At 69.6% G+C, this 24,581-nt stretch carries 21 protein-coding genes; 9 read left to right on the top strand and 12 right to left on the bottom strand.

What is annotated here, in order from left to right; translation table 11 throughout:
• Window positions 1–94: 94 nt before the first annotated feature.
• From EV379_RS12770 to EV379_RS12760, 3 genes are read right to left on the bottom strand one after another with little or no spacing between them, the layout of a single operon-like run.
• Complete coding sequence (locus tag EV379_RS12770; protein WP_130506474.1) at window positions 95–1,753, bottom strand: amidohydrolase; 1,659 nt, start codon at window positions 1,751–1,753, stop codon at window positions 95–97.
• Between the two features lie 30 nt (window positions 1,754–1,783).
• On the bottom strand, window positions 1,784–2,647 hold the full coding sequence (locus EV379_RS12765) for a molybdenum cofactor biosynthesis F family protein (RefSeq protein WP_130506473.1): 864 nt from the start codon (window positions 2,645–2,647) through the stop codon (window positions 1,784–1,786).
• 42 nt (window positions 2,648–2,689) lie between these two features.
• On the bottom strand, window positions 2,690–4,696 hold the full coding sequence (locus EV379_RS12760) for a primary-amine oxidase (protein WP_130506472.1): 2,007 nt from the start codon (window positions 4,694–4,696) through the stop codon (window positions 2,690–2,692).
• Between the two features lie 413 nt (window positions 4,697–5,109).
• Here EV379_RS12760 and EV379_RS12755 point away from each other — a divergent pair, with 413 nt between their 5' ends.
• Genes EV379_RS12755 through EV379_RS12745 form a run of 3 tightly spaced genes read left to right on the top strand, consistent with a single transcriptional unit; the run spans window position 5,110 to window position 8,286 of the window.
• Window positions 5,110–6,645 (top strand): APC family permease, encoded by a 1,536-nt coding sequence (locus EV379_RS12755; RefSeq protein WP_130506471.1) that lies wholly within the window; start codon window positions 5,110–5,112, stop codon window positions 6,643–6,645.
• Between the two features lie 2 nt (window positions 6,646–6,647).
• Window positions 6,648–7,430, top strand: a complete 783-nt coding sequence (locus EV379_RS12750; protein WP_130506470.1) for an SDR family NAD(P)-dependent oxidoreductase — start codon at window positions 6,648–6,650, stop codon at window positions 7,428–7,430.
• A 43-nt stretch (window positions 7,431–7,473) separates the two neighbouring features.
• The gene (locus tag EV379_RS12745) at window positions 7,474–8,286 is read left to right on the top strand and encodes an SDR family NAD(P)-dependent oxidoreductase (protein ID WP_130506469.1); all 813 of its coding nucleotides are present in this window, start codon (window positions 7,474–7,476) and stop codon (window positions 8,284–8,286) included.
• A gap of 64 nt (window positions 8,287–8,350) precedes the next feature.
• Here EV379_RS12745 and EV379_RS12740 read toward each other — a convergent pair whose 3' ends face one another.
• From EV379_RS12740 to EV379_RS12700, 9 genes are all read right to left on the bottom strand, one after another.
• Entirely contained in the window at window positions 8,351–9,052 is a 702-nt protein-coding gene (locus tag EV379_RS12740; protein ID WP_130506468.1) for an ABC transporter ATP-binding protein, read from the bottom strand.
• A complete protein-coding gene (locus tag EV379_RS12735; protein ID WP_130506467.1) occupies window positions 9,049–10,914 on the bottom strand; it encodes a branched-chain amino acid ABC transporter ATP-binding protein/permease in 1,866 nt (621 codons plus the stop codon). The genes EV379_RS12740 and EV379_RS12735 overlap by 4 nt, the downstream gene beginning before the upstream one ends.
• Entirely contained in the window at window positions 10,901–11,761 is an 861-nt protein-coding gene (locus tag EV379_RS12730; RefSeq protein ID WP_130506466.1) for a branched-chain amino acid ABC transporter permease, read from the bottom strand. Before EV379_RS12730 ends, EV379_RS12735 begins: the two co-directional genes overlap by 14 nt.
• Before the next feature lie 171 nt (window positions 11,762–11,932).
• On the bottom strand, window positions 11,933–13,117 hold the full coding sequence (locus tag EV379_RS12725) for an ABC transporter substrate-binding protein (protein WP_130506465.1): 1,185 nt from the start codon (window positions 13,115–13,117) through the stop codon (window positions 11,933–11,935).
• A 217-nt stretch (window positions 13,118–13,334) separates the two neighbouring features.
• Entirely contained in the window at window positions 13,335–13,727 is a 393-nt protein-coding gene (locus EV379_RS12720) for a nuclear transport factor 2 family protein (protein ID WP_130506464.1), read from the bottom strand.
• Between the two features lie 30 nt (window positions 13,728–13,757).
• Window positions 13,758–14,558: a MoaF C-terminal domain-containing protein gene (locus EV379_RS12715; RefSeq protein ID WP_130506463.1), complete on the bottom strand. Its 801-nt coding sequence runs from the start codon at window positions 14,556–14,558 to the stop codon at window positions 13,758–13,760.
• Between the two features lie 44 nt (window positions 14,559–14,602).
• Window positions 14,603–15,361, bottom strand: coding sequence for an SDR family NAD(P)-dependent oxidoreductase (locus EV379_RS12710; RefSeq protein ID WP_130506462.1), 759 nt, complete (start codon window positions 15,359–15,361; stop codon window positions 14,603–14,605).
• Entirely contained in the window at window positions 15,358–16,506 is a 1,149-nt protein-coding gene (locus EV379_RS12705; RefSeq protein ID WP_130506461.1) for a zinc-dependent alcohol dehydrogenase, read from the bottom strand. The genes EV379_RS12710 and EV379_RS12705 overlap by 4 nt, the downstream gene beginning before the upstream one ends.
• Before the next feature lie 165 nt (window positions 16,507–16,671).
• On the bottom strand, window positions 16,672–17,595 hold the full coding sequence (locus EV379_RS12700) for an AraC-like ligand-binding domain-containing protein (RefSeq protein WP_242616490.1): 924 nt from the start codon (window positions 17,593–17,595) through the stop codon (window positions 16,672–16,674).
• A 404-nt stretch (window positions 17,596–17,999) separates the two neighbouring features.
• Between EV379_RS12700 and EV379_RS12695 the strand changes: the two genes are divergently transcribed.
• From EV379_RS12695 to EV379_RS12670, 6 genes are all read left to right on the top strand, one after another.
• Entirely contained in the window at window positions 18,000–19,313 is a 1,314-nt protein-coding gene (locus tag EV379_RS12695) for an MFS transporter (protein ID WP_130507461.1), read from the top strand.
• A gap of 88 nt (window positions 19,314–19,401) precedes the next feature.
• The gene (locus EV379_RS12690; RefSeq protein ID WP_130506459.1) at window positions 19,402–19,956 is read left to right on the top strand and encodes a hypothetical protein; all 555 of its coding nucleotides are present in this window, start codon (window positions 19,402–19,404) and stop codon (window positions 19,954–19,956) included.
• Window positions 19,957–20,122: 166 nt separating this feature from the next.
• Window positions 20,123–21,619, top strand: coding sequence for an NAD-dependent succinate-semialdehyde dehydrogenase (locus EV379_RS12685; RefSeq protein WP_130506458.1), 1,497 nt, complete (start codon window positions 20,123–20,125; stop codon window positions 21,617–21,619).
• 146 nt (window positions 21,620–21,765) lie between these two features.
• Complete coding sequence (locus EV379_RS12680; protein ID WP_130506457.1) at window positions 21,766–22,560, top strand: TrmH family RNA methyltransferase; 795 nt, start codon at window positions 21,766–21,768, stop codon at window positions 22,558–22,560.
• A gap of 58 nt (window positions 22,561–22,618) precedes the next feature.
• Complete coding sequence (locus tag EV379_RS12675) at window positions 22,619–23,815, top strand: thiolase family protein (RefSeq protein ID WP_130506456.1); 1,197 nt, start codon at window positions 22,619–22,621, stop codon at window positions 23,813–23,815.
• 1 nt (window position 23,816) lies between these two features.
• Window positions 23,817–24,578 carry an SDR family NAD(P)-dependent oxidoreductase gene (locus EV379_RS12670; protein WP_130506455.1) on the top strand — a complete coding sequence of 254 codons (762 nt, stop codon included), beginning with the start codon at window positions 23,817–23,819 and terminating at the stop codon, window positions 24,576–24,578.
• The last annotated feature ends 3 nt before the right edge of the window (window positions 24,579–24,581 follow it).

Here is a 24,581-nt window from a genome sequence, read left to right as displayed (position 1 = left end):
CGGCTCCGGTGTGCGTCCATTCTGCCCGCTCAACGCGCGCGCAGATAGTCAACAAGTGTAGAGCAACGAGAGGGGCCGTCGCGGACCGCCGGGATCAGCGCTCCGACCGGGTGAAGACGGGGCGCCCGGCGAACCACGTCTCGAGCGGATGCGCGTCGATCAGTGTGTCGATCGGCGACTCGAATGGGTTGCGGTCGAGCACGAGGAAGTCGGCCGACTTGCCGACCACGAGCGAGCCGGTCTCGGCGCCAAGCCCCATCGCGGTGGCCGCGTTGATCGTGAACGCCGCGATGGCCTCCTCGAGCGTGATGGCCTGCTCCGCCCAGAGCGTGCCGGGGAAGACGCCGTGCGGGTCGGCGCGGGTGACCAGACCTTGGATGCCCTCCCAGGCGTTCGGCGATTCACTCACCGGCCAGTCGGAGCCGCCAGCGACGAGCGCGCCGGTGTCGATCAGGCTGCGGTTCGGCTGCATCTGCGACGCACGCTCTGGCGGGAGCACAGTGGCGATGGCATCCGGAATCACGCCGGGGAACCAGATGAATGGCGAGATGTCGGCGGCGACGCCGAGCTCGGCGAAGCGGGCGAGGTCGCTCTCGGCCACGAACTGACCGTGCGCGATCTGGTATCGGGTGTCGGTGAACCCCTCGGCGCGCAGCTGCTCGACCGTGTCGAGCACGAGCCGGGCGGATGCGTCGCCCGTGCAATGGATCTTGGCGGAGAGTCCCCGCTTGGCGGTGCTGCGCAACCAGCCGAGCAGCTCTTCCGGTGGCATCGTCGTGGTGCCGCAGAAGTGGGCACCGTGCTCGTCATCCGGCAGGAAGGGCTCGAGGAACGCGCCGGTGCGGGCCGGCGGAACTCCGTCGAGGAAGATCTTGATGAAGTCGGGGCGGTGGTGCCTGCTCCGGAACTCCTCCCCACGGGCGACGAGTTCCTCGCCGACGGGGTCGTAGCCGAAGATCTGGTCGTTGACGGTGAGCGAGCTGACCACCCAGGCGTTCAGCTCTCCGGAGTCATCGAGCGACTTGAGCGACTGCAGGATCGGCAGCGAGGCCGCCGCGTCCTGGAACGCCGTCACCCCGTAGCTCGCGAGGATCTCGATGCCGCGCTGCGAGCACCGGCGGTGCTGCTCCGCGCTGAGCACGTGCGTGCGCGCGAGGGCCGCCTCGACCGGCATTCCGGCCGCCTCGAGCAGCACACCGCTCGCCGCGCCGCTCGTGGGGTCCAGCATGATCACGCCGCCGACTCCGGGGTCGCTGTCGGTGGTGATGCCGGCCAGCTCGAGCGCACGCGAGTTGACCCAGCGGTTGTGGTGGCTGTCATCGCTCAACATCACGGGGCGACCGCCGGATGCCTCGTCGAGGCGTGCGCGCGCGGAATCCGTGGCCAGCGCCTCCATCAGGCCGGAGCCCCAGCTTCCGCCGAGTACCCAGCCATCGGCCGGCAGGGTCTCCGCGTACACGCGGACCGCGTCGAGCACCTGCTCGATCGAGGCGGTCGCCGAGAAAGAGAGCTCGTAGAGGTCGGTCTTGCCTGCGATGGCGTGGTGGTTGTGCACATCGACGAGGCCGGGCATCACGAAGACACCGTCCATCCTGCGCACGACCGTGTCCCGGCCGAGGTGGGCGAGCGCGTCGGTGTCACTGCCGACGGCGAGCAGCCGCCCATTGGCCACGGCGAACGCGCTCGCCCAGGGCGTTGCGGCATCCGCGGTGTAGACCTGCGCGCCGAGGACGATGAGATCAGCGGTGCTCATGCGTGGGCTCCTTGTGCGTTCTCGAGCGGCTCAGGCGGCCGGGCCGAAGGTGGCCGGGTCGTACTGTTCCGGGTGCACGGTGGTCGAGATGAGCCGGCCGTAGGCGCCGAAGGTGAAGTGCGTCGGCACCTCGCCGCTCTCGTCCAGTCCGAACAAGACGCCGTGGGAACGGATGTTGCGCGCATCGCGGTGGTCGGCGATCGTGACCGAGGCGCAGGGGATCACCTTTTCACGCCAGGCGAAGATGTAGATGCCGGGACGCACCTGCCACACCGAGTTCTCGTCGGTGTCAGCGAGGCCGCGCTCCGGGCCCGCCAGACACTGCCAGCTGTACCAGCGCGGTGAGAGGTAGACGTGCTCGTAGGCGTGCTCCTCGCTGTACACCCACTGCACGCGGCGGCCGATCAGCGAGGTCGTCGGCGCGGCCTCCTCCCCGCTGGTCTCGATCTCCTCGATCAGGCCGGGCACGAAGACCTGCTGCACGGCCGTCGTTCCCGGGCCGGCCTCTCCGATGATGCTGATCACGGCGAGCGCGCGCCCCGCGCGCAGATCGAGCACGAGCGACACCGCCTCGTTCGGCAGGTAGGCGTGGTGGAACTGCACGAAGTACAGGCCGTCGTCGACGAGGAACGCCTCGTAGTCATCGGTCTCGGATGCCGGTGCCGTCTCGTCACCGACCCCCGGCGTGTACTCCCACGCCACGGTGGTCTCGGCGAAGACATGCCTGATGCGGGTGCCCCTGCCGTCGACGACCGTGAACTCACGGCCCACGAGGTCCAGCGAGTGCGGCGCCTTGTTCGCGTCGAACCCCGGGGCGAGTCCGTCCAGCGGCAACCAGGTCGAGGTGTCTGCGGGATTGAAAGCGGGGTTCAGGGTGACGTCGTTGTCGGTCATGCTGTGCCTTTCGAGGAGCGTGGGTTGAGGATGTCGTCGCGCTTAGTGCGCGCAGTGGCACTCGCTGTCGCCAGTGGCCGAACAGCTGCCGGATGCCGCAGCGGCTCCGTCCGGCAGGTCGAGCGCCGGGTTGCGGTCGAGGAAGCCGTGCGGCTTGAACAGGAATCCGGAGTAGTCGACGGGCATGATCGGCCAGTCCTCCGGCCGCGGAACATGGGTCGGGCCGAAGACGTGCCAGAGCACGATGTCGGTGCCGTCGAGGTCGCGATCGGCCGCCGTCCATCGCGGCAGACCGTCGCCGCCCTGGTGCGCGTTCGGGTAGTCTCCGGCGGGGAAGCGCTCCGCGGCGTCGAAGGCGGTGCCCCAGAGGTGCTTGGTCGCGAAGTTCGCGCGTGCATAGACGGTGGACTCTGGCTGGGCCATCAGCGTCGGGCCGCCCTGCGGGTGCAGGCGGTAGGCGGTGGGCTTGCCCACGTGGTTCGTTCGGTGAGCGCTCTGCACCTCCCAGGTGCGACCGGCGGCCGGGGCGGCGAGCCGCTGGGCCTGCTGCTCGCTCGTGAGCGGCCTGCTCTCCCACGTGAAGGCGTTGCCATACGGGTTCTTCTCGCCCATCGGGATGCCGACGACATCCACCTCGTGCAGCACGTTGTCCTCACCGTCGATCGCGACATCCAGCCGCGCACAGAACAGGTGCTGGTGCACCGGGGCGAAGATGCCGGGGGCGATCTCAGGGGCGTGCGGGTTCTGCTCGCCCGGGTGCCCGGCGCCGGCGAAGACGATGCCGGTGGCCTTCGCCTCGACCTGGATGGTGCCGTCGAGGTAGAAGTACCAGAAGAAGCCGTAGTCGTAGTTGCCGATCGTGCTGAAGTAGCTGACCACGAGCCGCCGGCTGCGGCGCACCTCGCTCTTGCCCTGCAGATCGGTGTGCTTCCAGAGGATCCCGTAGTCCTCCTCGTGCATGCAGACCACCTGCGGGATCTTTACCGGGTGGCCGTGGTCATCGGCGACGAAGCCGTCGAAGTAGTGGATCACACCGAGGCAGTCGCAGCCGAGGGTGAGCGAGTTGGCGTTCTTGCCGAGCAGGTACTCGCCGGCGTCGAAGTAGCTGATCCAGAAGCGGGTGGCCGTCGTGTCGCCGTAGGGCACCACCATCTCGGGCACGCTGGCCCGGTGCAGCACGGGGCGGTCCTCCTCGCCGTCGCGGAAGCTGACCTGGTTCAGCACGAGCCCCTCGCGAGCGTTGAAGCCCACCCGGAACTTCCAGTTCTCCCACTCCACGTGCGAGCCGTCCACGTGGAAGCTCGGGCCCTCCGGCTGGGTGATCTCGATCGGCTTCAGCGAGGTGCGGGCGGGCCCGGTGGCATCCGCGCCGTAGTTGCCCGAAGCGGCCGGCACCGGCACGTCGCCCTCGTCCTCGACCCGGATGACACGATTCTCGGTGAGGTTGATGTGCACGATCAGGCCCTCGACCGGGTGTGCCCACGGGCTGTCTGTCTCGCTGTCTCGCAGAAAGGTGAGGGAGCGGATGACGCGGCGCCCGCTCTCGTCGTCGCGGCCGAAGAAGCCGGGGGCCAGCGGTGCGCAGAACGCGAGCTCAATGCGGTCGGCCAGACCTCGCCTGGTCATCGCGGCACGCCACTCCGGCGAAGCCTTGGCGATCTCGGCCGCACGATCGTACTCCTCGAAGAGGTACTGCGGCTGGCCGTACGGCGGCTGATTGTTGCTCAGCGCGAGCGTGTCGACCACGGCGTTGCCGGTGATCGAGACCACCACCTCGGAGGCTGCCCCTGTCGCGGTGTCGAGCAGCACGTAGTGCACCCGGCGTTCGATCGCCTCGCCCGGGCTGAACGCTGCGACGGCGTCCTTGTCCGGCTCGACCGGCAGAACCTGGGCGCAGCGAACCGTCTCGCCGAGCAGGCCGGCGGCCACGAGGATCGCGCGGCCAGAGGCGAGCTCGTCCGCGGTCAGCGGGTCGAGCGGATGCCGCACGGAGGCCGGTTCGCTCGAGGCGGTGCTGTGCGAGTGGGCGGTATCGGGCGTGTGCGACATTGCAGTTCCTTCGAGGTGCGGCGCCAGGATGGGCGGCGCCGCGGTAGCTACCTGCACCCAGTATCGTTCGTGCACGCTGAGCGCTTCTTGTCTGCGAGCGTGACGGGCTTGACTCTCCGTGCTTGAGCTCCCGCTGGTTGAGCTTGTCGAAACCGCCCGCGACTCCGTTGGTCGAGTAGCGAGGAACGAGCGTATCGAGACCCCGGGCGGGACACACCGAACCAGCATCGGTTGCGGTTCCTGAGGATTCCTTGGGGTGGGCTGCCGCCTTTCGCGATGCTGCGCATCGCGCCCTCCCAGTCAAGTGCCGTGCGCGCAAATCACAGTGGGCCGGCCCGCGTCGCGGCACACTCGGTGGATACCCGCACGGAGCGCGGCCAGGCACCGGCCACACTCGGATCAAAGGAGATTTCGTGAGCAGCTCACCCTCGTCGGCCCCCGCCGTCGCCCCCGCGAAGACGGGCAGCGCGGCATCCGAACGCCGTAAGCTCGGCGTTCCCGCCGTCGCATTCCTCATCGTGGCCGCATCGGCGCCGCTCACCGTCATCGCCGGTGGCGTCACCTCCACCTTCTCGGTCACGCACGTGGCCGGAGTTCCTGTTTCCTTCCTGCTGCTGGCCGCCGCACTGGCGATCTTCGCCGTCGGCTACGCCGCGATGAGCCGCTTCATCAACAACGCCGGCGCGTTCTACTCCTACGTCTCGCAGGGCATCGGCCGACCGACGGGAGTCGGCGCCTCGCTGATCGCGCTCGTGGCCTACAACATGATGCAGATCGGTATCTGGGGCATGTTCGGCTTTCAGATCTCGATGCTCGTCGCCGAGAAGACCGGCATCGACGTGCCGTGGTGGGTCGGCGTGCTCGTCGGCATCGTGATCGTCGGCATCATGGGGGTCAACCGCGTCGATCTCTCCGCCAAGGTGCTTGGCGTGCTCGTCGCCCTGGAGTTCCTCGTCGTGATCATCTTCGACGTCGTCGCCTTCGCGAACCCGAGCGCCGGCTTCTCCACGGAGCCGATCAACCCGGCCGCGCTGTTCGTGCCCGGTGTCGGCGCCGTGTTCGCCTTCGGCATCGCCGCCTTCATGGGCTTCGAACAAGCGGCCATCTATGGCGAGGAATCGAAGGACCCGCGCCGCACCATCCCGCGCGCGACCTTCCTCGCGGTTGCCGTGATCGGCGTGTTCTACGCGCTCTCCTCCTGGGCGCTCGCCCTCGGCATCGGCGTCGACAAGATCGTGGACCCTGGCGGCATCACGGCCGAGGAGGCCGGACCGCCGCTGTTCTTCGGATTCGTCGCACAGCACATGGGCACGATCTGGGTCGACATCATGTCGGTGCTGTTCATCACGAGCATCTTCGCCTCGCTGGTGAGCTTCCACAACGCGGTCGCCCGGTACCTGTTCTCGCTGGCACGCGAGGGCGTCCTGCCAGCCAAGCTCGCCGCCGTGCGGCCGTCCAGCGGTGCACCGTGGGCCGGCTCGCTCACGCAGACTGTGCTCGCCGCCGTGGTCGTGGCGATCTTCGCGCTCGCGGAGGGCGGCTGGGATCCGGCTTCCGGACCCTACCCGGTGATCACCCTGTTCACCTGGCTCACCAACACCGGCGCGCTCGGCCTCGTGCTGCTGATGGCCGTGGTCTCCGTGGCCGTGATCGGCTACTTCCGCACGGACGCCCGTGGCGTCGGCGTCGGCAGCCGTCTGGTCGCACCGCTCATCGCCGCCCTCGCCCTCGCCGCGATCTTCATCACGATCCTCAGCAACTTCGACGTCCTCCTCGGCCAGGCGGAATCGAACGCAACGACGTTCGTGCTGCCGGCGATCGCGATCCTCCCCGGTGTCATCGGCGTGATCTGGGCCTACCGGATCCGCCGCAGCAAGCCTGATGTCTACGCCCGCATCGGCCATGGGGCCGATGGCGGCGCCCAGCTCGGCGAATCCGGCGACGCGTAGCCATGGATCTCGGTCTCGGAGGCCGCGTCGCTGTGATCAGCGGCGCGGCCTCCGGCATTGGACGAGCCACCGCTCGCGCCTTTGCCGCAGAGGGGGCACACATCGCGCTGCTCGACCGCGACGCCGAGGCGCTGGCCGCTGTGCACGCCGAACTGCGGGCGGAGCAGCACGAGGGTGGCCGAGTCGCCTCCTTCGTCTGCGATGTCACGAACGAGACGGATGTCGCCAGCGCGGTCACCGCTGCGGCGCGGAGCCTCGGCGGCGTCGACCACGTCGTCAGCTGCGCCGGAATCTCCGGTCCGTTCGGTGTGGAGCTGGAGCAGATCAGCCTGGCGGCATGGAACTCCGTCTTCGCCGTCAATGTCGGCGGGGCCTTCCTGCTGGTGCGCGCCGCGCTGCCGTGGCTGCGCAGCGCGGATGCCGCGACGATCGTGTTTCTCGCCAGTGACTCGGCGGTGGTGGCCGCGCCAGGCATGGTGCCGTACTGCGCCTCCAAAGGCGCGCTGGTGCAGCTGGCGAAGGCTCTCGCGGTGGAACTCGCCACCGAGCACGGCGGCGGCATCCGGGTCAACGCGCTCTGCCCCTCGATCGTGGACACGCCGCTGTCCCGCGAGGATCTCGGACTGCAGGAGCAGGGTTTCGGCGGCGCCGACTACCCGGTGCAGAGCGCCGCGGAGGTCGCCAATCACGTCCTCTACCTCAGCTCGCCCGTCTCCCGCCCGGTGAACGGCGTGGCCATGCTCAGCGACTTCGGCTACGCCGCACGGTCGAGCTTTCCGGCCTGAGGGGAAACCGGCACCGGTCGAACTCGAACACGAAGGAGAACAGATGGGATACGCAGGAGCGCGCAGCGATGGGCGCGTGGTGATGATCACTGGAGGCGGCACTGGAATCGGTGCTGCGGTGGCGGAACGCTTTGCGGCAGAGGGCGCACACGTGGCTGTGCTCGGGCGCCGTGCCGAGCCGCTGCACGCCGTGGCCGACGCGATCGGCGGCATCGCCGTCGTGGCGGACGCCGCAGACAGCGCATCGGCCAAGGCGGCCGTTGCGACGGTGCTCGAGCGGTTCGGACGCATCGACGTGCTCGTCGCCAACGCCGGAGGCCACGGCCTGGCCACGGTGCTCGAGACCGACGACGCGGCCTGGGAGGAGGCGCTCCGCAGCAACCTCAGCAGTGCCTTCGTGATGACGCGCGAGAGTCTGCCGGCGCTGATCGAGGCCAAGGGGCAGATCGTCGTGGTCTCCTCCCTGGCCGGGCTGTTCGCCGGCCCCGGCGTCGCCGGCTACACGGTGGGCAAGCACGCGTTGATCGGGCTCACCCGTACGCTCGCCAGGGACTACGGCCGACTCGGCGTGCGAGTCAACGCGGTCTGCCCCGGTTGGGTGCAGACCCCGATGGCGGATGCCGAGATGGACGAGTTCGCCCGCTCCGCCGGTTTCGAGGGCCGCGAGAAGGGCTACGAGCTCGTCACGGCGGACGTGCCGCTCGGCCGCGCCGCCGCGCCGTCGGAGATTGCCGCGATCGTGCGCTTCCTCGGCTCGGGGGAGTCGTCATACATGACCGGAGCTGTGCTCGTCGCCGACGGCGGCGCGCACATCGTCGACGTTCCGACGCTCGCCCTCGACCACGCCGGGTTCTGACCCCGCTGGGTTCGACACGCTCAACCACCGGAGTCCCCGCTGGTTGAGCGTGTCGAAACCCGGGTTACGCCGCCGCGCCGCCGAGGTAGGCGCGGTGCAGCAGCTCCGGGGCTGCGCGCAGCTCGGCCGCCGACCCGTGGTAGCCGACCCGGCCACCGGCCACGACGAGCGCATCCTGCGCGACGCCGAGGGCGAGGTTGGTGAACTGCTCGACGAGCAACACCCCGACGCCGTCGGCCGCGATCTGCTCGATCACCGGCAGCAGGCGCATGAACACCACGGGCGCCAGTCCGAGCGACATCTCGTCGATCAGCAGGAACCTCGGGTGTGCGGCGAAGGCCCTGGCGAGCACGACCATCTGCTGCTCGCCGCCGGAGAGCAGGCCGCTCGCCGTGCCCAGGCGCTTCTGCAGCTCGGGAAAGTGGGCGAGCGCGGCGTCAACATCGCCGGGCGTCTTCGCGGTGAGCTTGAGGTTCTCCAGCACGGTGAGGGACGGGAACACGGCGCGCCCCTGCTCGATGTGCACGATGCCGCGGCGGGCACGGGCCACACGGGAGAGCGGCCGGATCGCCTCGCCGTCCAGCGTGATGCTGCCGGATGAGGCGGCGATCACCCCGGAGATCGACTCCAGCAGGCTGGTCTTGCCCGCCCCGTTCGGCCCGACCAGCGCGGTGATGGAGCCCTGTCCGAGCTCCAGACTCACGCCGGAGATCACGGGACCGGCCCCGCGGCTCACGGTCAGATTGTCAAGGATCAGTGCACTCACAGCATCTCCGTCTCACCCATGTAGGCCTTGATCACGGCGGGGTCGGCGAGGACCTCCGCCTGGTTCCCGCTGGCCAGCACGGTGCCGAAATCGAGCACCGTCAGCGTGGAGCAGACCGTGCGCACCAGGTCGAGGTCGTGCTCGATGAGCACGATCGACATGTCGTAACGGCCCGGCACCGCGCGCAGGCGCCGGCCGAGTTCCACGTGCTCGTCGTGCGAGAGGCCGGCGGCCGGCTCGTCGAGGATGAGCAGGCTCGGGCGTGCGAGCACATTGGCCGCCACCTCGATCAGGCGGCGGGTGCCGACGTCGACGCTCACCAGGCGCGTCGCGGCCTCCGGGCATCCGAAGAAATCCAACACCTCGTCGATTTCGGCACTGCTCACCGAGCGCCGTGCGACGAAGCGCAGATAGGCCTCGACGGTCAGCGACGGCGGGACGCGGTCCTGTTGGAAGGTGCGACGCAGGCCGAGCCGGGCCCGGCGCATGGGGCTGAGACCGGCCAACGGGGTGCCGTTCAGCGTGACCGTGCCGGTGTGCTGGGGCAGGAAGCCGGAGATGGCGTCGACGAAGGTCGATTTGCCCGCGCCGTTCGGCCCGATCAGGCCCATCACCGAGCGGGCGGGCACCTCGAGGCTGACGCCGTCGAGGGCCTTGAGCGTGCCGAAGGTGACCCCGAGGTTCTGCACGACGAGCACCGGCGCGGTCGCGACCGGGTCGGATGCCGGGGCGGCAGACACCGGCGAGGACCCCTGCTCCAACGCCTCGTCGTCGAGCTCGGCGCGCAGCAGCGCCGAGCGCTCCCGTGCGGCGCTGCGTGCGGCGGCGGCGCGCTTGTCCGCGCGCTTCCACCACAGCGCGCGGATGCCCTGGCCGAGGTTGGTGCCGCTCGTGAGTGCCTGGACGCCGAGCACGCCGAAGACGACGAAGCCCCAGTCCTGCGGAACCCCCCAGCGCTTGAGCAGCTCGGGCACGACCACCCAGAGCAGGCCACCGAAGATCGCCATGTCGATCAGGTAGGCGCCGCTCATCACCGCGAGAATGTAGAGCGCGAGCGACTGGATGGGCGTGAAGCTCGACGCGAACGGCAGCTGCACCTGGCCGGCCAGCAGGCCGCCAGAGATGCCGCCGAGGGCCGCGCTCACCGCGAAGGCGGTCAGCTTGGCGCTCTGCACACTCTGCCCGACGGACGCGGTGCCGCGCTCGGAGAACGCGACCGCCTTCCAGCTGGAACCCCAGCGGCTGCGCTGCAGGAAGAACACGGTCAGGGCGCAGGCGGTCAACACGATGATGCTGAAGAAGAAGTAGGAACGATCGCTCGAGAACGCCTCTGGACGCACGATGGCGACGCCGTCCTTGGAACCGGGGAACTGGATCTGCACGAGGGTCACGTCCGCAGCGGCCGCGAAACCGAGGGTGACGACGGCGAGGTTCACGCCGCGCAGGCGCAGCGCGGGGAGGCCGACGAGGATGCCGACGAGGCCGGCCGCCACACCGCCGAGCAGCAGCCAGGCGACGAAGCCGCCCGGCGCCTCCATCACGTTCAGCAACGAGACGACCCAGGCGCCGACCGCGGCGAAGGTGAGCTGGCAGAGAGCGATCATGCCGGCGGATCCGGTGACGACGCCGAGCCCGAGGATTGCGATCGCGGCGGTGACGGCACTGACGGCGAGGAAGACGAAGTAGCCGGAGAGCCCGATGCTCAGCAGGTAGCCGGCCAGAAGGCCGATCGCGGCGATGCCGAGTGGCAGCGCCGTGCGCCCGAGCGGGCTGCGCAGCCACGGCTGCGGGGACGGCGTGGCCGCGCGGGCGGCCGAGCGACGGGTCTCGGTGTTCAGCACGGGGGCGTCAGCGCGCGGCATCCCACACCTCCTTGCGTTGGGTCCAGAGCAACAGGATGACGATGAAGAGGAACGGCAGGAAGTTGCGGATCAGCGACACCTCGCCGATCTGGGCGACGAGGCCGCTCAGCACGCCGAGCACGAGGCCGCCGATCACGGCGAGGTCGAGCCGGCGGAATCCGCCGAGCAGCGCGGCGGCCGCGGCCGGAACGATGAGCATCGACAGGCTGGTTGCATCGTTGGACTGGGACGGGGCGACGATGATGATGACCAGCGCGCTGATCACGCCGGTGACGGCCCAGACGGCGATGGCGAGTGGTTTCGAGGGGATGCCGATGAGCTCGGCGGTCGTCGGGCGCTCGGAGAGCGCGCGCAGCTTGGTGCCGACGCTGGTGCGGCTGAGCACGAGCTTGCACAGCACCGCGACGACGATGGCCATCGTCACGGTGGCGACCGTGACCTGGCTGATGACGACGCCGCCGATCGTGAAGGCGGGGCCGGCGATGATCGGGTCGAATGGCTGCGGCTTGTTGCCGAAGAGGATGAAGCTGAGCGAGATGAGCAGCAGCAGCGGGCCGACCGTCATCGCCGAACGCGTGGTGGTGTCGGCCTCGGCCAGCCAGGTGGCGACGATCCAGCCGATCAGCGCGCTGAGCGCGCCACCGACGAGCACGCCGATCAGGGCGCCGAGCCAGATCGGCAGGCCGATCTCGCTCACGAACCAGACGGCCACGAAGCCGCCGAACATTCCGGTCGCCGCCTGGGCGAAGTTCACGACGCGCACGAGGCGGCTCATCAGGGTGAGGCAGACGGCGAGCACGGCGTACAGGCCGCCGGCCGCGAGCCCGGCTAGAGCGCCCTGCAGCATGGCCGAGCTCCTCGTCGAGATGTGCGGGTGGGGTTGTTCACAGTTGGGCCTTCCTGGGGGAGCGGTGCCGTGGTGCGGATGCCGCAACACGGCCGGGGCGGGAGTGCGCCGACTCCGCCCCGACCGTGGTGCTGCGCGGTTGTGCTGTGCTGCGGTTGTGCTGTGGTGGCGCTAGTTGGAGGGGATGCGCAGCCAGTCGTCGCCGCTCAGCTCCCACTTGTTGGTGCCGCTGGTGAGCTTGATCGGCCAGCCGGCGACCTGGTCGGCGTGCGTCTCTGCGGTGCCGAAGACCCACGGGGTTCCCGACATCGGGTTCTCGATCGGGGCCATCTCGTGCAGGGCCTTCGTGACCGACTCGCGGGTGATGTCACCCTCGATGCCCTTCAGCACGTCGATGAAATAGGTGGCGGCGAGGTAGCCACCCTGGCTGAAGGCGGTGAGCGGGATGTCGTTCTCGGCCATCAGCGACTGCCAGTCAGCGGTGATGTCGTTCGCCTCGGTGAAGGGGTAGAACTCGGCGGGAACGTAGATGCCGGCGCCGGCATCGCTGATCGCCTTGGCGAAGTTGTCGCTGTAGACGCTGGTCAGGTAGAGCCAGGTCACGTCGTCCCAACCCTGGGCGTTCGCGGCCTTGACCTGGCCGATGGCGTCGGGCTCGATCGGGTTCACGGCGAGCGCCTTGCAGCCGGCATCCTTGGCCTTGACGATGTACGGCGTGTAGTCGGGGGCGCCGTATGGCAGCGTGTCGTCGATGTAGAGCGGCTTCTTGCCGGTGATCTCGGTCCACCGGTCGATCGCGGCCTGGTAGGTCGGGCGCGTGCTGCCGGCGATCTCGAGCAGAACACAGATGTTGTCGAGCTTCAGCGTCTCCGAGCCGTAGAGCAGGGTGAGCGTCATGTCGTTGAACGGCCCGACGTTGGCCGGGGCGATGTTCGGCGTGTTGAAGCAGCCCGTGTCGACGCCGATGCCGGGGATCGAGAGGATGCTCTCCTGCGTGTAGTAGCCCTGGTTGATCTCGCACTCGAGCAGGCTGGCGCCGCCGACGAGGGCGACGACCTCGTCGCTGCCGACGAGCTCGCGGGCGGAGGCGGTGGCCGTGGCCGGGTCACCCTTGTCGTCGAGTGCCTTGTACTCGATCTTGTGGCCGTTGACGCCGCCATCGGCGTTGACGGCGTCGAACACGGCCGCTGCCGCCTTCGAGGCCTCCGGGAACGTCGCCGGTCCGCTGATCGTGTTGACGGAGCCGATCTTGATGGGGGCGCCTTCGCCGCCCGCACTGTCGCCGCCCGCGCAACCGCTCAGGACGAGAAGGGTGGCGGCCGCAATGGCCACCGTTCCTACGAGATGTCTCTTCATGCTGTGTGCCTACCTCTCTGGGTGTGCACGACGACCACGTCGTCGTGGTTGCTGTGGCCGCTCTGGCCGTGAATGGTGGTGCGGTGTTCCTGGTGCGTCGAATGTAGTTAGACGCTAGAACCAGCCGATCGGCCGGTGTTGTCGCCGGCAGAACAGTCCTTGACTCTGCGGGCACGGGAGGCGCTGCACCGGGTGGGGCGGCGCCTCCCGTTCGCCGTCAGGACGCGCGGATCGCCCGGTTGACGAGCTCGGTGTCTGTGAACTGCTCGAAGGCGACGACCTGGCCGCCCTCGAGGCGCCAGATGTGCGCGACCCGCGCGGCGAAGAAGACGCCGCTCTGCTTGTAACTTCCCGAGTAGGTACCGACGCCGATGACGGCATCGCCGGCATCCAGCACCTCGTCGATGGCCACGGTGTAGTCGTCCCACTCCTGCTGGATGCGCTGGAAGACGCCGGCGGCGACGGCGTCCGGGCCGATGTAGGTTCCGGCGTAGGGGAAGCCGGCGGCCTCCGTCCAGCGCACCTCGGGGTGGAACGGCGCGAGCATGCCAGCCAGATCGCCCCGATCGGATGCCGCGTAGTGCTTGCGGATGATGTCTGCGTTGTTCAAGGCGACTGCCCCTATTCTCTGTGTGTGGATTCAGACGGGCTGGGCGTCGGGGTAGGAGACGCTGCCGAGCGGGTAGATGTGGCCGCCGCCGCGGGAGTGCTCGGACTCACCGGCCCCGTTCAGACCGAGGAAGACGCCCGTCGTCATCAGCTGGTAGCCGAGATCGTGCAGCCAGACGCTGGCCACGGCGATGCGGAACTCGCGGAAGCAGAACAGGTAGAGGCCGTCGTCGAACTTCCAGACCGTGGAGAGATCCATGTCGCCGTGGCCGCGCTGCACGCCCTCGAGGCACTGCCAGGCGTAGCGCTGGCTCGACACGTAGACGTGCTCGTAGAGGTGCTCCGGACTGTAGCGGTAGAGGTTGCGCTTGCCGATCAGATCGCGTGACGGCGCGGGAACATCACCGCTCGGGGTGCCGCCGTCTGTCACGGCCGACCAGAACGTCTGGTGCACACGCGGGGTGCCCTCGATCTCTTCCGCGGCGATCTGCGAGTGGGTCACCACGGCCCTGTGGCTCGTGGTGGAGTAGACGATCGTGATGGATTCGCGTTCCCGACTGCTGAGCGGCAGGTTCACGAAGACCACGTTCTCGCGCACCGCGACGGCGTCGTAGGGGTCGATGCTCTGCGCGGAGCCCAGGCTGCCGTTCGCGCTCCACGAGACGGTGTCGGCGGCGAAGTCGAGCGCGATGGTCGAGTCGTCGTCAAGCGTGAGGCGGATGCCGGTGCCTGCGAGAGACACGGCTGGCAGGCGGTAGCTGTCGATGCCGGCAGCGAACTCGTCGTAGCTGCGCCACTCGTCGAGGGCGGGATCGGTGATGGTGTCGGTCATGGTCGGTCCTTTCGTGGGGTGTCGGTGGGGTCGTGCAGGATCGCTCAGCGCAGGCTGTAGCCGCCGTCGATGAGCAGATCGCTACCGTGGCAGTAGCCGGCGGCATCCGAGAGCAGGTAGAGCGTTCCCGCGGCGATCTCGTCGATCCGGGCGAAGCGGCCCGGCACCGTCTGCGGCAGCCAGAGCGGGTGCATGGCCGCATCGGCCTCGAGGAACGGCGTGGAGACGTAACCGGGTGAGACGGTGTTCACCCGCACCCCGCGGCCGCCCCACTCGACGGCGAGGGTGCGCACGAGGGCGGTGACGCCGGCCTTCGCCGTGTTGTACGCGACGGTGTGCTGCGGCACGTTGACCACGCGGTTGCCCGACATGCTCGCGACGGCGACCATGCTGCCTCCCGCACCGGCCAGCATGGCCGGGGCGAACGCCTGCAGGGTGAGGAAGACGCCGCGCAGATTCACGGCGATCACCGCGTCGAACTCCGTGACCGGCAGCTGCTCGGCCGGGGTGTCGGCCCCGCGGATGCCGGCGTTGGCCACGACGTGGTCGATGCGGCCGCCCGTCGCCTCCAGCAGGGTGGCCGCCGCCCGCGCCACGGACTCCGCGTCGCTCACATCACAGGGGATGCGTTCGATGCCGGCCTCGATCTCACTGGACCCGATTGCGCCGGGCCCGATTTCGCCGGGCAGATCGAGCCCGAAGACGCGGGCGCCCTCGGCGGCCAGCGCCACGGCGATGCCGCGGCCGATGCCGCTGGTCGAGCCCGTGACCGCGGCAACGCGGCCGTCGAAGCGGGTGCTCATGCCGCGGCGCCGTTCGCCTCGACCGGGAGCACCCGGCCCGGCTCCAGCACCGCCTTGATCACACCGGCCTCGCGGGCGGCGATTGTGGCGAAGGCCTCGGCCGTCTGCTCGAGCGCGAAGCGGTGCGTCACCAGCTCAGCGAAGGGGAACTCGCCCCGCGCGAGCAAGGCGATGGCGGGTTCGAAACCGCCGGCCGAGAGGAACGACGGCAACAGGTCGATCTCACGGGTGAGCAGCTCCTCGTCAGCCAGGAAGGTGACGGGAACAGCGGAACCGCACGCCCCAGCGAGCACCACGCGTCCGCCTCGGCGCGCTAGACGCACGGCCTGCTGCTGGGCGTCCGCGACCCCGGCGATCTCGATCACGACATCGGCGAGGCCGCCGAGCTCTGCCCGAACGGATGCCACGGCATCCGCCTCGCGGGTGTTCACCACCGCGTCTGCGCCGAAGCGCCGCGCCAGCTCGAGCCTCGAGTCACGGGTTCCGGCGACGATCACACGGCCGGCTCCCGCCGCGCGGGCGGCCGCGGCGGCCAGGAGGCCGACCGGGCCGGGGCCGATGATCACGACGCTCTCGCCCGGGCTGAGGCGTGCCCGGCTCAGGGTGCGGTAGGCGACGGCGAGCGGCTCGACCAGCACGGCGCGGTCCCAGGGCAACCCGTCAGGCAGCCGGTGCGTTGTGGCCGCGGCGGGAACGTGCAGGTACTCGGAGTATCCGCCCCAGAGCCCCGGTTCGACGGAGCGCGGGATGTTCACCCCGTACTGGCGGCCCCGGCTGAGGCCTTCCGCCATGTCGTCGGCCTCGCAGAGGTTGTAGCGGCCCTCCCGGCAGCGGGCGCATGCGCGGCAGGGCAGCAGCATCTCGACGGCGACGTGATCGCCGACGGCGAGCCCGCGGGCGCTCGCCGCGGCCGCGCCGATGGCCGCGACCTCGCCGACGAACTCGTGCCCGGGAACCAGCGGGAACGGCTCGCCGATGTGCCCGGCGAGCAGGTGCAGATCGGTGGCGCAGACGCCGACGAGTTCGATGCGCACCAGCACATCATCGGTGCCCGTCGGCGGAATGGCGATGTCGGAGAGCACCATCGTGTCGCGCTCGGTGAACACCAGCTGGCGAGATCGGGCGGGGATGGTCGTCGGCGACATGGCGGCTCCGTGAGATCCTGCCCGGGCCGCGTCGCCCGGGACGTTGGCCGCGGCTGTGCCGCGGTGCTCTCACGCTGCCGTGTCGCCTGAGGTTGCGGAAGGGCGCGCCCCGCTTCGTGCCGGGCCGGTCAACGGCCGTTCCGCCGGCGACAAGCTGGCGGTGCGTCAGACGCCGGATGCCGCCCGTGCCCGCAGCTCGCTGGGCGCGACACCGTAGGCGGCCTTGAAGACCCGGCTGAAGTGTGCGGCATCCACGAAACCCCAGCGTGAGGCGATCGCGGCGACGGGGCGGTGCGCGTACACCGGGTTCAACAGATCGCGTCGGCAGCGCTCAAGGCGGCGGGTCCGGATCCAGGTGGACACGGTCGTGCCCTCCTCCTGGAACAGGCCGTGCAGGTGTCGCGTCGAGATGTAGTGCGCTGCGGCGATCTGGTTCGGCCCGAGATCGGTCGAGGCAAGGTTGGCGTCGATGTAGGTGCGCACGCGCTGCATCAGCGCCTGGTGCGGATTGCTGTTTCCGCTCTCGAGGTCCAGCTCGCTCGAGAACATCGTCGTCACAAGGTCGAGTGCGCTGTGCACGAGCCGGGTTCCGGTTGCGCCGCCGAGTTGGTCGAGATTGCCGACGAGCTGAGAGAGGAACGGCACGATCATCCGGCCGACGCCGTCGCTGCCCGACATGCGCACGGCCGTCAGCTGCCCGACCACATCGGACGGCAGATCGATGAGGTGCTTCGGGAACATGACGACCATGGTGCGGAAGTCGTCGTCGAACACCAGGGAGTACGGCCGATTGGTGTCGTACACGGCGACGTCGCCCGGCTGCAGGATCGCCTCACGGTTGTCTTGGATGAGCATCCCGGTGCCGGAGAGCTGCAGGCTCAGCTTGAAGTAGTGCCGATCGCCTCTGGCGATGAGTTCGGGCGTGCGCTCAACCACGTGCTGGCCGGCGCTCACCTCGCTGACGTGGATGTCGTCGACATCGGTCGAGCGGATGCGGCCGCGAAAGGGGTCGGGGCGATCGCTCGTGACGTGCAGCGGCACGAACGACTCCGAGACGGCGGTGCGGAACTCGCTGAAGTCGCGCGCGATCGCGGTGGTGACGCGAGAAGACGAGGAGCCGGCAGGGCCGAGCTCGGCCGCCGTGCTCGGCGCATCGGCATTCTGGGCAGAAACGGCAGCAGAAGTTGAGGGGTAAACGCTCGACAACGGGGGCACCACCTAAAGGTTGCTCGGGCTTCGTTACAGCACTGTGGACGATCCGTGACACGGACTCTACCAGCACGAGGAGGGAGATCGAACCAATATGAGATCGCGTATCGCAAATTGTATATGATACGGTCGATCTGTTGGCTGGCCCCGTTCTGGGGTACAGGCGCCGTGTTCTTCACCGCCGCAGCGCGCCACGCACATCCAGAAGACGAAGGGGTCTCACAGTGTCTGCACCATCCATCCCCAGACCGGCGACGAACCAGCGCGAGCTGCGCAGGGTCGCCATGGCCACCGTGATCGGAACGACGATCGAGTGGTACGACTTCTTCCTCTATGCCAGTGCGGCCGGCCTGGTGTTCGCCCAGCTGTTCTTCGCCCCGGCCGGCCCGCAGTTCGCGATCCTGCTCTCCTTCGCCTCGGTCGGCATCAGCTTCTTGTTCCGCCCATTCGGTGCATTCCTCGCCGGACACTTCGGCGACAAGATCGGCCGCAAGGCGATGCTCGTGCTCACGCTGATCCTGATGGGCTCGGCCACGGTGCTGATCGGCGTGCTGCCGACCTACGCGCAGATCGGTGTCGCCGCCCCGGTGCTCCTGCTGCTGCTGCGCATCCTGCAGGGCCTCTCCACCGGCGGCGAGTGGGGCGGCGCCGTGTTGATGGCCGTCGAGCACGCGCCGGATGACAAGCGCGGCCGCATGGGGGCATTCCCGCAGATCGGTGTCCCGATCGGTCTGCTGCTGGCTTCCGGCACCCTCGCGCTGATGACCGGCGTCGTCTCGCCAGGAGATGCCTTCCTCGAGTGGGGCTGGCGGATTCCGTTCCTGCTCAGCTTCGTGCTCATCATCGTCGGCCTGGTCGTGCGTCGCACGGTCGAGGAGAGCCCGGTGTTCACCCAGATCGCCGAGCGCAAGCAGCAGAGCAAGACGCCGATCCTGACGCTGTTCCGCAAGCACTGGCTGCTCGTCCTCCTCGCCGCGCTGACCTTCGCCGGAAACAACGCGGCCGGGTACATGACAACGGGCGGCTACCTCCAGAACTATGCGACGACGCCGCTGGAGGATGGCGGACTCGTCGGCATGGAGCGCACCCCGGTGCTCCTGGCCGTCTCCGGTTCTGCGCTCGTCTGGCTGCTCTTCACCTGGATCGCCGGCAACATCTCGGACAAGATCGGGCGACGCAACACCTACATCATCGGCTGGATCGTCTTCCTCTGCACCGTGTTCCTGCTCTTCCCGCTGGTGAACACGGGAAACGTCTGGCTCGTCTTCGTCGGCCTCGCCCTGTTCACGATCGGCAACGGCCTCACCTACGGTCAGCAGGCGGCGTACTTCACCGAGCTGTTCCCCGCGTCGATCCGCTACTCCGGTGTCTCGATCACCTACGCGCTCGGCGCGATCCTCGGGGGCGCCTTCGCCCCGCTGATCAGCACCTGGTTGGTGCAGACCACCGGCTCGGCGACCTCCGTAGCGTTCTACATCGCCGGAATGATCGTTCTCGCGTTCGGCGCGACGCTGCTGCTGCGCGACCGCACCGGCATCCCGCTCGGCCCGGACCACGAGGCGGAACAGGCGGTCGGCCAGATCTACGGCCGTAAGTAACACCAGCCGGCACGGACTCTGCGCTCGCGAGCAGAGTCCGTGCGGCTCCAGACAACTCGGCCGGCCCTGCCCGCCCTAGCGTTGAGCCATGGTCGCGCTCTCGAATCTGGTGCTCGGGCTGGCGCTCGCCGTCACGCTCCTCGGCGCCGCGTGCGCCTGCGCCGTCTCGCTGCGGCGCCCCCGCGCATGGCTTGGCATCGGAAGCGCGGCGCTGATGGGCGCATCGACCATCGACATGCTCGCCCCCGTGTCCGTGGTGCCGGCGATCGGCTGGGCCGCCGTGCTCCTCCTCCTGTCGCTGCTCGCCCTGCTCGACCGGCGGCGCCGGGCGGATGCCGCGATGACGGCCGCCGGATTCCTCGTGATGAGCGTCATGTGGATCGGAATGGCCGCCGCCCCGTCGACCACCGCGACGATCGACAGCCACACGGTGCACGCGCACCAGGGTGGCGCGCCGCTCGGGGTCGCACTCGGGGTGCTGGCCGTTCTCCTGGCCGCCTGCCTCACCGTCCTCGCCGTGCGCAGGCACGGCCGGGGCCGGGCGCGGGGCGGCATCCGCGTTGCCACGCTGCACCAGCCGGCGATGAGCCTCGGCATGTTGCTGATGGCGCTCGGGATGACGGCCCCCGCCCTCATCGGCTGAGCGACGTTCACACGCTGGTGCGTCGGTCGGGCACGCCCAGGGCCGGTGTCCGACTTGACCGGCCGCGCACCGGCATTGCCGGCACCGGCACGATGCCCTCGGCGGCTTCCCAGAACGGGGCGCCGGTGATTAGGGTCGAAGAGTCAGAGAGAGCGAAGGAGCCCCCATGCCCACGATCAGCACGAGCGAGAACACGGTGGGCGCGGCGCGCGAAGCTGAGCTGCTCGCCGGCATCCCGAACCAGCTCTTCATCGGTGGAGCGTGGCTGGACTCGACGTCCGGGCGCAGCATCCATGTGCACGACCCCGCGACCGGTGAGGTCATCAAGACCATCGCAGACGCCTCCGTCGCCGACGGAGCGGCCGCGCTCGACGCCGCGGTCGCCGCGCAGGACTCGTGGGCGGCGACCGCCCCGCGGGTGCGCGGTGAGATCCTCCGCCGGGCCTTCGAGCTGCTGCAGGAGCGGAAAAACGACTTCGCGCTGCTCATGACGCTCGAGATGGGCAAGCCGCTCGCCGAGGCGCTCGGCGAGGTCGCATACGGCGGCGAGTTCCTGCGCTGGTTCAGCGAGGAGGCGGTGCGCATCTCCGGCCGCTACGGATCGAACCCAGAGGGAACCGGGCGCATGATCGTGTCCCAGCACCCGGTGGGGCCGAGCTTCCTCATCACCCCGTGGAACTTCCCGCTGGCGATGGCCACCCGCAAGATCGCCCCGGCGCTCGCCGCCGGCTGCACCGTCGTGATCAAGCCGGCGGAACTCACACCGCTCACAACGCTCGCCTTCGCGCAACTGCTCGAGGAGGCCGGGCTGCCTGCCGGCGTCGTCAACGTGATCACCACCTCGACCTCCTCGGCGGTCTCCGGGCCGATCATCGCCGACCCGCGGCTGCGCAAGCTCTCCTTCACCGGCTCGACCGGGGTCGGGCAGAAGCTGATCCAGCAGTCGGCAAGCGGCGTGCTGCGTGTCTCGATGGAGCTCGGCGGCAACGCCCCATTCGTCATCTTCGAGGACGCCGACCTCGACAAGGCGGTCGAGGGCGCCCTCATCGCCAAGTTCCGCAACATCGGTCAGGCCTGCACCGCCGCCAACCGTTTCATCGTGCACGAGTCGCTCGCCGACGCGTTCGCCAGGCGCATCACCGAGCGCGTCTCCGGCTACGGCATCGGCCGCGGAACGGAGGACGGCGTCACCATCGGCCCGCTCATCAACGACGACGCGGTCGCCAAGGCGAGCGAACTGGTCGCGGATGCCGTGAACCGCGGTGCCGCGATCGCCACCGGCGGCGCGGCCATCGACGGCGCTGGCAGCTTCTACGAGCCGACGGTGTTGACCGGCGTGCAGCCTGGCAGCGACATCCTGCGCGAGGAGATCTTCGGCCCGGTGCTCGCGATCACGACCTTCCGCACGGAGGAGGAGGCCGTCGCGCTCGCCAACAACACCGAGTACGGACTCGTCAGCTACGTGTTCACCCAGGATCTGGCCCGCGGCCACCGCATGATCGAGAAGCTGCAGACCGGCATGATGGGGCTGAACGTCGGCGTCGTCTCGAACGCCGCAGCGCCGTTCGGCGGCGTCAAGCAGTCCGGGGTCGGGCGTGAGGGCGGGCTCGAGGGCATCCACGAGTACCTCAGCACCAAGTACACACTCATCCCGAACTCCTGACCGGGAGGACGCGGCCGGCGCCCGCCGCGCCGGCCCGCCTCCTGCGCACGGGCCCGGTGAATGCACCGGGCCCGTGCCGTTATCACGGGCCGTGACGCGGCCGGATGCCGGAGCTGCGGCATCCGGCGCCGGAATAGGATCGACGGGTGCCTGTCACCATGATCACCGAGCTGAGCGACCCGCGGTTGCGCGACTACTCACACCAGACCGACGTCGCGCTGCGGAAGGCGCAGTCGACAGAGCACGGGATCTACCTGGCCGAATCCGCCCTCGTGCTCGAGCGTGCGCTGCGCGCCGGGCACACGCCGCGCTCCGTGCTGGCCCTCGGCGGCACCGCGGCGGAGGCGCAGGCGCTCGTCGGCGACGAGGTACCGATCTTCACCGGCCCGGACGCGCTGCTCGCCGAGCTCACCGGCTACGTGCTGCACCGCGGACTGATCGCCGCCATGAACCGCCCGCCGCTGCCCGACCCGGCCACGCTGATCGCCGACGCCCGCCGCATCGTGATCGTCGAGAACGTGGCCGACCCGACCAATCTCGGCGCGATCTTCCGCTCCGCCGGCTCGATCGGGGCGGATGCCGTGCTCGTCACGCCCAGCTGCACCGACCCGTTCTACCGCCGCGCCATCCGCGTCTCGATGGGCACAGTGCTGCAGGTCCCGTGGACACGGACGGGCGACTGGGCGTCGACCCGCGCCATGATGGACGCGCACGGCTTCCACGTCGCCGCGCTGGCCCTGACTCCGGATGCCGTGAGCCTGCGTGACTTCGACGGCGCGGCGCACGAACGGCTGGCGCTCGTGCTCGGTGCGGAGGGCACGGGGCTGACCGATGCCGCCATCACCGCGGCCGACACCGTCGTGCAGATCCCGATGAAGCACGGCATCGACTCGCTCAACGTCGCCGCGGCCAGTGCGGTCGCGATGTGGGCGCTCGGCTGACGCCACCCCGCTGGTCGAGTAGGCCGTTCGTCGAAACCGGCGGGCATAGGCTGGGGGCATGAGCAACGATGCTGTCATCATCGACGTCGTCCGCACGCCCTCCGGCCGCGGGAAGCCCGGCGGCGCGCTGTCTGGCGTGCATCCCGTCGACCTCTTGGCCGGCGTGCTCGGTGAGCTGCTCTCCCGCAATGATCTGGACCCCGCCCTCGTCGACGACGTGATCGGCGGCTGCGTCAGCCAGGTGGGCGAACAGGCCAACAACGTCACGCGCACCGCGCTGCTCAGCGCCGGTTTCCCCGACTCCGTCCCCGGCACCACCATCGACAGGCAGTGCGGCTCGAGCCAGCAGGCCGCGAGCTTCGCCGCCCAGGGCGTCATCGCCGGCGCCTACGACATCGTCATCGCCTGCGGGGTCGAGTCGATGAGTCGGGTCCCGCTCGGCACCTCGCTCGGTGCGGGCGATGCGCGGCAGGATCCGTTCGGCTCGCTCATGCACGAGCGCTACCCCGAGGGCCTGGTGAACCAGGGCGTCTCCGCCGAGCTCATCAATGCACGCTGGGACATCGGCCGCGACGAGCTCGACGCGTTCGCCGCCCGGTCCCACGCGCTCGCCGCCGCGGCCGCGGCGCGCGGCGACTTCGCCCGCGAACTCGTCTCGGTGACGGCATCCGACGGCACGATCGTCGCGGCGGACGAGACGATCCGCGCCGGAACAACGCTCGAGTCGCTCGCCGGGCTGAAGCCCGCGTTCCACAGCGAGAGGCTCGCCGAGCGCTTCCCCGATCTCGAATGGCGGATCACGGCAGGCAACTCCTCGCCGCTGACGGACGGCGCATCGGCCGCGCTCATCATGAGCGCCGAGAAGGCCGCCGCGCTCGGGCTCACGCCCCGCGCCCGCTTCCACAGTTTCGCGGTCACCGGAAGCGACCCCCTGCTCATGCTGACGGGCGTGATCCCCGCCACCCGACGCATCCTGGACCGCGCGGGTCTCAGCATCGACGACATCGACGCCTACGAGGTGAACGAGGCATTCGCCAGCGTGCCGCTCGTGTGGCAGCGCGAGATCGGTGCCGACATCGCCAAGCTCAACCCGCGCGGCGGCGCGATAGCGCTCGGCCACGCGCTCGGATCCTCCGGCACCCGGCTGCTTGGCACCCTGCTCAACGAACTCGAGAGTTCCGGCGGCCGCTACGGCCTGCAGACCATGTGCGAGGGCGGCGGCATGGCGAACGCGACCATCATCGAAAGGCTCTGACATGCTGATCCACGGTTCCGCAGCACTCGTCACGGGAGGCGCATCGGGTCTCGGCCTCGCCACCGTCACCGCCCTGCACGATGCCGGCGCGGCCGTCGTGCTGCTCGATCTGCCCGGCGCACCAGGAGAGCAGATCGTCGAGGCACTCGGCGGGCGGGCGCGCTTCGTCGCCGGCGACGTCACGAGTGCCGCCGATGTACAGGCAGCTGTTGACGCGGCATCCGCCTTCGCTCCGCTGCGAATCGTTGTGAACTGCGCGGGCATCGCGCCCGGTGCGCGCGCCGTCGGGCGCGAGGGCCCGCTGCCGCTCGAGGCGTTCGAGCGCGTCATCCGGGTGAACCTGCTCGGGACCTTCAACGTCGTGCGTCTGGCCGGTGCGGCCATGCAGGCGACGGCGCCGGTGGGGGAGGAGCGTGGCGTCATCGTCAACACGGCGTCTGTCGCCGCCTTCGACGGCCAGATCGGGCAGGCCGCCTATGCCGCGTCGAAGGGCGGTGTCGCCGCGATGACCCTGCCGTTGGCGCGCGAGTTCGCGCAGACCCTGATCCGCGTGATGACGATCGCGCCTGGCACCTTCGACACCCCGATGCTGCGCGGGCTGCCGCAGGAGGTGCGTGACTCCCTCGGCGCCCAGGTTCCGCATCCGTCCCGCCTCGGCGATCCGAGTGAGTACGCCGCACTCGTCCGCCACATCGTCGAGAACCCGATGCTGAACGGTGAGACGATCCGGCTGGACGGGGCGATCCGGATGCAGCCGCGCTAGCCA

This window comes from Microterricola gilva (assembly GCF_004217495.1).
GTDB lineage: Bacteria > Actinomycetota > Actinomycetes > Actinomycetales > Microbacteriaceae > Microterricola > Microterricola gilva.
The sequence above is the reverse complement of the archived record's forward strand: the minus strand, read 5'-3'. Positions and strand labels throughout refer to the sequence as shown.